The sequence below is a fragment of the Enterobacter cloacae complex sp. HYC003_NIDB genome (assembly GCF_056673375.1).
Window position 1 is genome coordinate 214,596 of sequence record NZ_CP114220.1, and the last position, 11,690, is coordinate 226,285.

Consider the following 11,690-nt stretch of genomic DNA (forward strand, 5'->3'; position numbering starts at 1 on the left):
TTAATAAAATGCAAATTAGTCATTAAGAAATTGCTGCGCTGATCACGGTCGGTGGAAATCACGCAGCCGCAGTGAGGTGTGCTAAGATGCGATGACTTGAGGTCAAAAAAACGAAAGGAAGAATGATGGACTCACTGGCTTCGCTTTATAAAAATCATATCGTTACCCTACAGGAACGTACCCGCGATGTACTGGCCCGCTTCAAGCTGGATGCCCTGCTGATCCACTCCGGCGAGCTGATGAATACTTTTCTTGATGACCATGCTTATCCCTTCAAGGTTAACCCGCAGTTTAAAGCCTGGGTGCCTGTCACGCAGGTTCCAAATTGCTGGCTGCTGGTGGATGGCGTGAACAAGCCGAAACTGTGGTTCTACCTGCCGGTCGATTACTGGCACAACGTGGAGCCGCTGCCGACCTCATTCTGGACCGAAGAAATTGACGTGATTGCGCTGCCAAAAGCAGACGGCATTGGCAGCCAGCTGCCAGCGGCGCGCGGCAACATCGGCTACATTGGTCCGGTTCCTGAGCGTGCGCTGGGTCTGGATATTCCGGCAGATAAACTCAACCCGAAAGGCGTGCTGGATTATCTGCACTACTATCGCGCCTACAAGACCGACTACGAACTTTACTGCATGCGTGAAGCGCAAAAAACGGCGGTGAATGGCCACCGTGCGGCGCACGAAGCGTTCCAGTCCGGTATGAGCGAGTTCGATATTAATCAGGCCTACCTGACGGCGACCGGCCACCGCGATACCGACGTGCCGTACAGCAACATCGTGGCGCTGAATGAACATGCCTCGGTTCTGCACTACACCAAACTGGATCATCAGGTTCCGGCTGAGATGCGCAGCTTCCTGCTGGACGCGGGGGCTGAGTACAATGGTTATGCGGCAGACCTGACCCGTACCTGGGCGGCGAATGCGGACACCGATTTTGCGCAATTGATCAAAGACGTGAACGACGAACAGCTGGCGCTGATTGGCACCATGAAGGCCGGAACCAGCTACGTGGATTATCACATCCAGTTCCATCAGCGCATCGCTAAACTGCTGCGTAAGCATCAGATTGTCAAAGACATGAGCGAAGAGGCGATGGTTGAGAACGATCTGACCGGGCCATTTATGCCGCATGGTATCGGTCACCCGCTGGGTTTGCAGGTTCATGACGTCGCGGGCTTTATGCAGGATGATACCGGTACGCACCTGGCGGCACCGTCTAAATATCCTTATCTGCGCTGCACCCGCGTTCTGGCGCCGCGTATGGTATTGACCATCGAGCCGGGCATCTACTTTATTGAATCCCTGCTGGCACCGTGGCGCGAAGGGCAATTCAGTAAGCACTTCAACTGGGAGAAAATTGAAGCGCTGAAGCCGTATGGCGGCATTCGTATCGAGGATAACGTGGTTATTCACGAGAACAGCATTGAGAACATGACGCGAGATCTGAAGCTGGCCTGATGGAAAGCTGGCTGATACCGGCCGAGCCGGTCACCTTTGTTGAGGAAATCAAGAAAAGCCGCTTTATCACGCTGCTGGCGCATACCGACGGCGTGGAGGCGGCGAAGGCGTTCGTCGAGTCCGTCCGCGCGCAGCACCCCGATGCCCGCCATCACTGTGTGGCGTGGGTCGCAGGGCCGCCAGACGACTCACAGCAGCTCGGGTTTTCTGACGACGGTGAACCGGCGGGTACGGCCGGAAAACCGATGCTATCCCAGTTAATGGGCAGCGGCGTGGGTGAAATCACCGCCGTTGTTGTCCGCTACTACGGGGGCATTTTGTTAGGCACCGGAGGGCTGGTTAAAGCCTACGGAGGTGGTGTCCAGCAGGCGCTTAATCTGCTGATAACAACCCGCAAAACGCCACTTACGGAATATACTTTGTTATGCGATTACGCCCAGCTATCGGGTATCGAAGCACTGCTTAAACAGTTTAACGGTGTCATCGCACACAGTGATTATCAGGCAATGGTGCAATTACGCGTGGCGCTTCCTCAGGCGGAACTGGCTGCTTTTTCAGCAAAACTCGCTGATTTTAGTCGCGGTTCATTGCAATTACTGCCGATTGAAGAATAATCCCCACCTCACAATTTTGAATACCTAAGGAAGCGGCAGAGATGCATTTTCGTGCCATTACCCGAATCGTTGGATTGCTGGTCATACTTTTCTCCGGGACAATGATCATTCCCGGACTGGTGGCGCTCATCTACCGGGACGGCGCGGGGCGTGCATTTACGCAAACCTTTTTTGTCGCGCTGACGATTGGCTCCCTGCTGTGGTGGCCAAACCGCCGTGAGAAAGGTGAACTGAAATCCCGGGAGGGGTTTCTGATTGTGGTCCTGTTCTGGACGGTACTGGGAAGCGTGGGTGCGCTGCCGTTTATCTTCTCCGAACAACCGAATCTCACCGTCACGGATGCGTTTTTTGAATCGTTCTCCGGATTAACGACCACCGGCGCCACCACGCTTGTGGGGCTGGATTCGCTCCCGCATGCGATTCTCTTTTACCGGCAGATGCTCCAGTGGTTCGGCGGTATGGGGATCATCGTCCTGGCGGTAGCTATCCTGCCCATTCTGGGCGTCGGGGGGATGCAGCTTTACCGGGCGGAGATGCCCGGCCCGCTGAAAGATAACAAGATGCGCCCGCGTATTGCGGAGACGGCGAAAACCCTGTGGCTTATCTATGTCCTGCTGACGGTGGCCTGCGCGCTGGCGCTGTGGTTTGCCGGGATGCCTGCGTTTGATGCCATTGGGCATAGCTTTGCGACTATTGCTATCGGCGGGTTCTCCACCCACGATGCCAGCGTCGGCTACTTCGACAGCCCGACAATCAATACCATCATTGCCATCTTTTTGCTGATCTCAGGCTGTAACTACGGTCTACACTTCTCGTTGCTTAGCGGAAGGAGCCTGAAGGTGTACTGGCGCGACCCGGAATTCCGGATGTTTATTGGCGTCCAGCTGACCCTGGTGGTTATCTGTACCCTGGTACTGTGGTTCCACGATGTTTATAACTCGGCGGTCACGACCCTGAACCAGGCCTTCTTCCAGGTGGTATCGATGGCGACAACCGCTGGTTTCACCACGGACAGTATTGCGCGTTGGCCACTGTTCCTGCCGGTGCTGCTGTTGTGCTCTGCGTTTATCGGCGGTTGCGCCGGGTCAACGGGCGGCGGTCTGAAGGTGATCCGCATTCTGCTGCTGTTCAAGCAGGGGAACCGTGAGCTGAAACGTCTGGTCCACCCGAATGCGGTTTACAGTATTAAGCTGGGGAACCGCGCGCTGCCGGAGCGCATCCTCGAAGCGGTGTGGGGATTCTTCTCCGCTTATGCGCTGGTCTTTATTGTCAGTATGCTGGCGATTATCGCCACGGGCGTGGATGATTTCTCTGCCTTCGCCTCTGTGGTGGCAACGTTAAACAACCTGGGGCCGGGGCTGGGCGTCGTGGCGGATAACTTCGCCAGTATGAACCCGGTGGCGAAGTGGATCTTAATCGCCAATATGCTGTTTGGGCGTCTTGAGGTCTTTACGCTGCTGGTGCTGTTTACCCCAACATTCTGGCGTGAGTAAGGAGACATTGGTGAAAACGTTAATTCTTTTCTCAACGCGTGACGGACAAACGCGTGAGATTGCTTCATATCTGGCTTCCGAACTCAAAGAGCTGGGCATTTATTCTGATGTGGTGAACCTGAATCGCACAGAGCAGATTGCCTGGCAGGATTACGACCGCGTGGTCATTGGCGCTTCAATTCGTTACGGCCATTTCCATCCGGCGCTGGATCGCTTTGTGAAAAAGCATACGGCGGAGCTCGCTCAACTGCCTGGCGCGTTTTACTCGGTCAACCTGGTTGCCCGTAAAGCGGAGAAGCGTACGCCGCAGACCAACAGCTATACGCGCAAGTTTTTGCTAAGTTCGCCATGGCAGCCCGATATCTGTTCTGTCTTTGCTGGCGCGCTGCGTTACCCGCGTTACCGCTGGTATGACCGCTTTATGATCCGCCTGATCATGAAAATGACGGGCGGGGAAACGGATACGCGTAAAGAAGTGGTTTATACCGACTGGGCCCAGGTCGCCAGTTTTGCCCGTGAAATTGCGCGTTTAACGGACGATGCGCGGGATAAATAAGCGTTGAGTTTGAAAAGTGAGCGAACGAAATTTTTTTTGTATTTAGTGCTTGTCACTTCAGAAGAACTCCCTATAATGCGCCTCCACTGACACGGAACAACGGCACGCAAGCCGCCGGGTCAGCAGAGAAAAGCAAAACAAACGCTTGACTCTGAAGCGGGAAAGCGTAATATGCACACCCCGCGCCGCAGCGAAAACGAAGCGGCACTGCTCTTTAACAATTTATCAGACAATCTGTGTGGGCACTCAAAGTGACATGGATTCTTAATGTCCTCGGACACTAAATGAATACCAAGTCTCAACGAGTGAACACGTAATTCATTACGAAGTTTAATTCATTGAGCATCAAACTTTTAAATTGAAGAGTTTGATCATGGCTCAGATTGAACGCTGGCGGCAGGCCTAACACATGCAAGTCGAACGGTAACAGGAAGCAGCTTGCTGCTTTGCTGACGAGTGGCGGACGGGTGAGTAATGTCTGGGAAACTGCCTGATGGAGGGGGATAACTACTGGAAACGGTAGCTAATACCGCATAACGTCGCAAGACCAAAGAGGGGGACCTTCGGGCCTCTTGCCATCGGATGTGCCCAGATGGGATTAGCTAGTAGGTGGGGTAACGGCTCACCTAGGCGACGATCCCTAGCTGGTCTGAGAGGATGACCAGCCACACTGGAACTGAGACACGGTCCAGACTCCTACGGGAGGCAGCAGTGGGGAATATTGCACAATGGGCGCAAGCCTGATGCAGCCATGCCGCGTGTATGAAGAAGGCCTTCGGGTTGTAAAGTACTTTCAGCGGGGAGGAAGGCGATAAGGTTAATAACCTTGTCGATTGACGTTACCCGCAGAAGAAGCACCGGCTAACTCCGTGCCAGCAGCCGCGGTAATACGGAGGGTGCAAGCGTTAATCGGAATTACTGGGCGTAAAGCGCACGCAGGCGGTCTGTCAAGTCGGATGTGAAATCCCCGGGCTCAACCTGGGAACTGCATTCGAAACTGGCAGGCTAGAGTCTTGTAGAGGGGGGTAGAATTCCAGGTGTAGCGGTGAAATGCGTAGAGATCTGGAGGAATACCGGTGGCGAAGGCGGCCCCCTGGACAAAGACTGACGCTCAGGTGCGAAAGCGTGGGGAGCAAACAGGATTAGATACCCTGGTAGTCCACGCCGTAAACGATGTCGACTTGGAGGTTGTGCCCTTGAGGCGTGGCTTCCGGAGCTAACGCGTTAAGTCGACCGCCTGGGGAGTACGGCCGCAAGGTTAAAACTCAAATGAATTGACGGGGGCCCGCACAAGCGGTGGAGCATGTGGTTTAATTCGATGCAACGCGAAGAACCTTACCTACTCTTGACATCCAGAGAACTTTCCAGAGATGGATTGGTGCCTTCGGGAACTCTGAGACAGGTGCTGCATGGCTGTCGTCAGCTCGTGTTGTGAAATGTTGGGTTAAGTCCCGCAACGAGCGCAACCCTTATCCTTTGTTGCCAGCGGTCCGGCCGGGAACTCAAAGGAGACTGCCAGTGATAAACTGGAGGAAGGTGGGGATGACGTCAAGTCATCATGGCCCTTACGAGTAGGGCTACACACGTGCTACAATGGCGCATACAAAGAGAAGCGACCTCGCGAGAGCAAGCGGACCTCATAAAGTGCGTCGTAGTCCGGATTGGAGTCTGCAACTCGACTCCATGAAGTCGGAATCGCTAGTAATCGTGGATCAGAATGCCACGGTGAATACGTTCCCGGGCCTTGTACACACCGCCCGTCACACCATGGGAGTGGGTTGCAAAAGAAGTAGGTAGCTTAACCTTCGGGAGGGCGCTTACCACTTTGTGATTCATGACTGGGGTGAAGTCGTAACAAGGTAACCGTAGGGGAACCTGCGGTTGGATCACCTCCTTACCTTAAAGAACCTGCCTTTGCAGTGCTCACACAGATTGTCTGATGAAAAACAGCAGTAAAAAACCTCTACAGGCTTGTAGCTCAGGTGGTTAGAGCGCACCCCTGATAAGGGTGAGGTCGGTGGTTCAAGTCCACTCAGGCCTACCAAATTTGCGAAGCAAATTTGAAGAGGTTGTTTATACGATGGGGCTATAGCTCAGCTGGGAGAGCGCCTGCCTTGCACGCAGGAGGTCTGCGGTTCGATCCCGCATAGCTCCACCATCTTTTACTGCGAACACAAGAAAACTTCAGAGTGAACCTGAAAAGGTGCACTGCGAAGTTTTGCTCTTTAAAAATCTGGATCAAGCTGAAAATTGAAACGACACACAGCTCATGTGTGTTCGAGTCTCTCAAATTTTCGCAATCAGAAGTGAAACATCTTCGGGTTGTGAGGTTAAGCGACTAAGCGTACACGGTGGATGCCCTGGCAGTCAGAGGCGATGAAGGACGTGCTAATCTGCGAAAAGCGCCGGCGAGGTGATATGAACCTTTGACCCGGCGATGTCCGAATGGGGAAACCCAGTGCAATCCGTTGCACTATCGTTAACTGAATACATAGGTTAACGAGGCGAACCGGGGGAACTGAAACATCTAAGTACCCCGAGGAAAAGAAATCAACCGAGATTCCCCCAGTAGCGGCGAGCGAACGGGGAGCAGCCCGGAGTCTGAATCAGCTTGTGTGTTAGTGGAACGGTCTGGAAAGTCCGACGGTACAGGGTGATAGTCCCGTACACGAAAATGCACATGCTGTGAACTCGAAGAGTAGGGCGGGACACGTGGTATCCTGTCTGAATATGGGGGGACCATCCTCCAAGGCTAAATACTCCTGACTGACCGATAGTGAACCAGTACCGTGAGGGAAAGGCGAAAAGAACCCCGGCGAGGGGAGTGAAAAAGAACCTGAAACCGTGTACGTACAAGCAGTGGGATCCTCTTTATGGGGTGACTGCGTACCTTTTGTATAATGGGTCAGCGACTTATATTCTGTAGCAAGGTTAACCGTATAGGGGAGCCGAAGGGAAACCGAGTCTTAACTGGGCGTTAAGTTGCAGGGTATAGACCCGAAACCCGGTGATCTAGCCATGGGCAGGTTGAAGGTTGGGTAACACTAACTGGAGGACCGAACCGACTAATGTTGAAAAATTAGCGGATGACCTGTGGCTGGGGGTGAAAGGCCAATCAAACCGGGAGATAGCTGGTTCTCCCCGAAAGCTATTTAGGTAGCGCCTCGTGAACTCATCTTCGGGGGTAGAGCACTGTTTCGGCTAGGGGGCCATCCCGGCTTACCAACCCGATGCAAACTACGAATACCGAAGAATGTTATCACGGGAGACACACGGCGGGTGCTAACGTCCGTCGTGAAGAGGGAAACAACCCAGACCGCCAGCTAAGGTCCCAAAGTCATGGTTAAGTGGGAAACGATGTGGGAAGGCACAGACAGCCAGGATGTTGGCTTAGAAGCAGCCATCATTTAAAGAAAGCGTAATAGCTCACTGGTCGAGTCGGCCTGCGCGGAAGATGTAACGGGGCTAAACCATGCACCGAAGCTGCGGCAGCGACACTATGTGTTGTTGGGTAGGGGAGCGTTCTGTAAGCCGTTGAAGGTGTGCTGTGAGGCATGCTGGAGGTATCAGAAGTGCGAATGCTGACATAAGTAACGATAAAGCGGGTGAAAAGCCCGCTCGCCGGAAGACCAAGGGTTCCTGTCCAACGTTAATCGGGGCAGGGTGAGTCGACCCCTAAGGCGAGGCCGAAAGGCGTAGTCGATGGGAAACAGGTTAATATTCCTGTACTTGGTGTTACTGCGAAGGGGGGACGGAGAAGGCTATGTCAGCCGGGCGACGGTTGTCCCGGTTTAAGCATGTAGGCGGAGGTTCCAGGTAAATCCGGTACCTTATTAACGCTGAGGTGTGATGACGAGGCACTACGGTGCTGAAGTGATAAATGCCCTGCTTCCAGGAAAAGCCTCTAAGCATCAGGTAACACGAAATCGTACCCCAAACCGACACAGGTGGTCAGGTAGAGAATACCAAGGCGCTTGAGAGAACTCGGGTGAAGGAACTAGGCAAAATGGTGCCGTAACTTCGGGAGAAGGCACGCTGATATGTAGGTGAAGCCCCTGCGGGCGGAGCTGAAATCAGTCGAAGATACCAGCTGGCTGCAACTGTTTATTAAAAACACAGCACTGTGCAAACACGAAAGTGGACGTATACGGTGTGACGCCTGCCCGGTGCCGGAAGGTTAATTGATGGGGTTAGCGGCAACGCGAAGCTCTTGATCGAAGCCCCGGTAAACGGCGGCCGTAACTATAACGGTCCTAAGGTAGCGAAATTCCTTGTCGGGTAAGTTCCGACCTGCACGAATGGCGTAATGATGGCCAGGCTGTCTCCATCCGAGACTCAGTGAAATTGAACTCGCTGTGAAGATGCAGTGTACCCGCGGCAAGACGGAAAGACCCCGTGAACCTTTACTATAGCTTGACACTGAACACTGGTCCTTGATGTGTAGGATAGGTGGGAGGCTTTGAAGCGTGGACGCCAGTCTGCGTGGAGCCAACCTTGAAATACCACCCTTTAATGGCTGGTGTTCTAACGTAGACCCGTCACCCGGGTTGCGGACAGTGTCTGGTGGGTAGTTTGACTGGGGCGGTCTCCTCCCAAAGAGTAACGGAGGAGCACGAAGGTTGGCTAATCCTGGTCGGACATCAGGAGGTTAGTGCAATGGCATAAGCCAGCTTGACTGCGAGCGTGACGGCGCGAGCAGGTGCGAAAGCAGGTCATAGTGATCCGGTGGTTCTGAATGGAAGGGCCATCGCTCAACGGATAAAAGGTACTCCGGGGATAACAGGCTGATACCGCCCAAGAGTTCATATCGACGGCGGTGTTTGGCACCTCGATGTCGGCTCATCACATCCTGGGGCTGAAGTAGGTCCCAAGGGTATGGCTGTTCGCCATTTAAAGTGGTACGCGAGCTGGGTTTAGAACGTCGTGAGACAGTTCGGTCCCTATCTGCCGTGGGCGCTGGAGAATTGAGGGGGGCTGCTCCTAGTACGAGAGGACCGGAGTGGACGCATCACTGGTGTTCGGGTTGTCATGCCAATGGCACTGCCCGGTAGCTAAATGCGGAAGAGATAAGTGCTGAAAGCATCTAAGCACGAAACTTGCCCCGAGATGAGTTCTCCCTGAGACTTTAAGTCTCCTGAAGGAACGTTGAAGACGACGACGTTGATAGGTCGGGTGTGTAAGCGCAGCGATGCGTTGAGCTAACCGATACTAATGAACCGTGAGGCTTAACCTTACAACGCCGAAGGTGTTTTGGCGAAGAGACAGACAATCAAATTTCAGCCTGATACAGATTAAACAGAATTTGCCTGGCGGCTGTAGCGCGGTGGTCCCACCTGACCCCATGCCGAACTCAGAAGTGAAACGCCGTAGCGCCGATGGTAGTGTGGGGTCTCCCCATGTGAGAGTAGGGAACTGCCAGGCATCAAACAAGTGAAGAGGCCATCCGGAAGGATGGCCTTTTTGCGTTTCTGCACCTGCTTCCTTTCCATAAACAAATCACCTATCCCCCCATATATACGGTAAACTATCCCGGTTTTTGCATCAGGATAGCGTCTATGAATCACTCCCTTAAGCCCTGGAATACCTTTGGTATTCAACGGAATGCTAATCAAATTGTACGTGCCGACAGTGCTCAGCAGTTGCTGAATGCATGGCAAAACGCAACAGAAAACGGTGAACCCGTACTTATTCTGGGCGAAGGAAGTAATGTCCTGTTTCTCGATGATTTTGCGGGGACGGTAATCGTCAATCGCATCATGGGGATTGAGCGTAAAGAGAGCGCTGACAGCTGGCATTTACACGTGGGTGCTGGCGAGAACTGGCACCATCTGGTGCAATATACCCTTGAAAAAGGGATGCCAGGGCTGGAAAACCTGGCTCTGATCCCGGGCTGTGCAGGATCATCTCCTATTCAAAACATCGGTGCCTACGGCATCGAACTGAAACACGTCTGCGAATATGTCGACTGCATCGAACTCGCGACCGGAACGGCGAAGCGCCTGACCGCAGAGCAGTGCCGCTTTGGCTATCGCGACAGCATTTTCAAGCACGACTATCAGGATCGTTTCGTCATTGTGGCCGTTGGCCTGCGCCTGGCGAAAGCCTGGAAACCTGTTCTGACTTACGGCGATCTGACCCGTCTCGACCCGGCTACTGTAACACCGCGTGAGGTATTTGATTCCGTATGCCACATGCGAATGACCAAGCTCCCGGACCCGAAAGTAAACGGAAATGCGGGTAGTTTCTTCAAAAACCCGGTGATCAGCAGCGAAAATGCAAAAGCGTTTCTCGCCGGCTGGCCAACGGCCCCGCATTATCCTCAGGCGGATGGTAGCGTGAAGCTGGCCGCAGGCTGGCTTATCGATCAGTGTGAATTAAAAGGTACGACTCTTGGTGGCGCTGCTGTTCATCGTCAGCAGGCGCTGGTACTAATCAACCAGTCCAACGCGACAAGTGAGGATATCGTCAACCTGGCGCGTCATGTTCGCCAGCGCGTGGGCGAAAAATTCAACGTCTGGCTGGAGCCTGAAGTTCGCTTTATTGGCCGAACGGGCGAAGTGAATGCCGTGGAGACCATTGCGTGAAGGACAATACTATTCCGTTAACTCTCATCGGTATCCTTGCCGATGGCGAGTTTCATTCTGGCGAGCAGCTGGGCGAACAGCTGGGCATGAGCCGTGCTGCGATCAATAAGCATATTCAAACGCTCCGCGACTGGGGCGTGGATGTGTTTACGGTGCCGGGAAAAGGCTACAGCCTGCCGGAACCGATCCAGTTACTGAATGAAGAGGTCATCCGCAGCCAGATTGGGCACGGTAACGTCGCGGTATTGCCGGTCATTGATTCGACGAACCAGTATCTGCTGGATCGCCTGAGCGAGCTGAAATCCGGTGATGCCTGCGTTGCCGAGTACCAACAGGCAGGACGTGGCCGCCGGGGGCGTAAGTGGTTCTCACCATTTGGCGCCAACCTCTACCTTTCCATGTACTGGCGGCTTGAACAGGGGCCAGCTGCGGCCATCGGGCTGAGCCTGGTCATCGGCATTGTGATGGCAGAGGTGCTGCACGATCTGGGTGCCGATCAGGTGCGGGTAAAATGGCCCAACGATCTGTATCTCAACGATCGAAAGCTGGCGGGGATCCTGGTTGAACTGACGGGAAAAACAGGCGATGCCGCACAGATCGTCATTGGGGCGGGACTGAACATGGTGATGCGAAACGTGCAGAACGATGTCGTGAACCAGGCCTGGACCAACTTGCAGGAAGCGGGGATCACCATCGATCGCAATACGCTTGCCGTCCGCATGATCAATGAGTTGCGTAGTTCGCTGACGCTCTTTGAACAAGAGGGGTTAGCGCCATTCCTGTCCCGCTGGGAAAAGCTGGATAACTTTATTAACCGACCGGTGAAGCTGCTGATTGGGGATAAAGAGATTTACGGCACATCACGCGGCATTGACGCGCAGGGCGCGTTGCTTCTTGAACAGGATGGCGTGATTAAGCCCTGGGTGGGCGGTGAAATTTCGTTACGAAGTGCGGAGTAACCCTCTCCCCACAGGGGAGAGGGTGTA

The 11,690-nt window shown here is 53.8% G+C and carries 6 protein-coding genes, 2 tRNA genes and 3 rRNA genes; all 11 read left to right on the forward strand.

Features of this window, described 5'->3' with window-relative positions; translation table 11 throughout:
• Positions 1–125: 125 nt before the first annotated feature.
• Positions 126–1,457 carry a Xaa-Pro dipeptidase gene (pepQ, locus tag O1722_RS00960; protein WP_017382602.1) on the forward strand — a complete coding sequence of 444 codons (1,332 nt, stop codon included), beginning with the start codon at positions 126–128 and terminating at the stop codon, positions 1,455–1,457.
• The gene (locus O1722_RS00965) at positions 1,457–2,071 is read left to right on the forward strand and encodes an IMPACT family protein (RefSeq protein WP_015572737.1); all 615 of its coding nucleotides are present in this window, start codon (positions 1,457–1,459) and stop codon (positions 2,069–2,071) included. Before pepQ ends, O1722_RS00965 begins: the two co-directional genes overlap by 1 nt.
• Before the next feature lie 41 nt (positions 2,072–2,112).
• The gene (gene trkH, locus O1722_RS00970; protein WP_006808591.1) at positions 2,113–3,564 is read left to right on the forward strand and encodes a Trk system potassium transporter TrkH; all 1,452 of its coding nucleotides are present in this window, start codon (positions 2,113–2,115) and stop codon (positions 3,562–3,564) included.
• A 10-nt stretch (positions 3,565–3,574) separates the two neighbouring features.
• Positions 3,575–4,120 carry a menaquinone-dependent protoporphyrinogen IX dehydrogenase gene (gene hemG, locus O1722_RS00975; protein ID WP_017382603.1) on the forward strand — a complete coding sequence of 182 codons (546 nt, stop codon included), beginning with the start codon at positions 3,575–3,577 and terminating at the stop codon, positions 4,118–4,120.
• A 355-nt stretch (positions 4,121–4,475) separates the two neighbouring features.
• Positions 4,476–6,017, forward strand: a 16S ribosomal RNA gene (locus O1722_RS00980).
• A gap of 70 nt (positions 6,018–6,087) precedes the next feature.
• Positions 6,088–6,164, forward strand: a tRNA-Ile gene (locus O1722_RS00985).
• 38 nt (positions 6,165–6,202) lie between these two features.
• Positions 6,203–6,278, forward strand: a tRNA-Ala gene (locus O1722_RS00990).
• 170 nt (positions 6,279–6,448) lie between these two features.
• A 23S ribosomal RNA gene (locus tag O1722_RS00995) occupies positions 6,449–9,353 on the forward strand.
• A 72-nt stretch (positions 9,354–9,425) separates the two neighbouring features.
• Positions 9,426–9,541: ribosomal RNA gene (rrf, locus tag O1722_RS01000) — 5S ribosomal RNA — on the forward strand.
• The 16S, 23S and 5S rRNA genes sit together here with 2 tRNA genes alongside, the layout of an rRNA operon.
• Positions 9,542–9,675: 134 nt before the next feature.
• Positions 9,676–10,704 (forward strand): UDP-N-acetylmuramate dehydrogenase, encoded by a 1,029-nt coding sequence (gene murB / locus O1722_RS01005; protein WP_033488106.1) that lies wholly within the window; start codon positions 9,676–9,678, stop codon positions 10,702–10,704.
• Entirely contained in the window at positions 10,701–11,663 is a 963-nt protein-coding gene (birA, locus tag O1722_RS01010) for a bifunctional biotin--[acetyl-CoA-carboxylase] ligase/biotin operon repressor BirA (RefSeq protein ID WP_017384195.1), read from the forward strand. Before murB ends, birA begins: the two co-directional genes overlap by 4 nt.
• The last annotated feature ends 27 nt before the right edge of the window (positions 11,664–11,690 follow it).

Bases quoted from the DNA above. Each gene is read 5' to 3' on its own strand.
- murB (WP_033488106.1), top strand. From the start codon at position 9,676: ATGAATCACTCCCTTAAGCCCTGGAATACCTTTGGTATTCAACGGAAT.
- O1722_RS00965 (WP_015572737.1), top strand. From the start codon at position 1,457: ATGGAAAGCTGGCTGATACCGGCCGAGCCGGTCACCTTTGTTGAGGAA.
- pepQ (WP_017382602.1), top strand. From the start codon at position 126: ATGGACTCACTGGCTTCGCTTTATAAAAATCATATCGTTACCCTACAG.
- trkH (WP_006808591.1), top strand. From the start codon at position 2,113: ATGCATTTTCGTGCCATTACCCGAATCGTTGGATTGCTGGTCATACTT.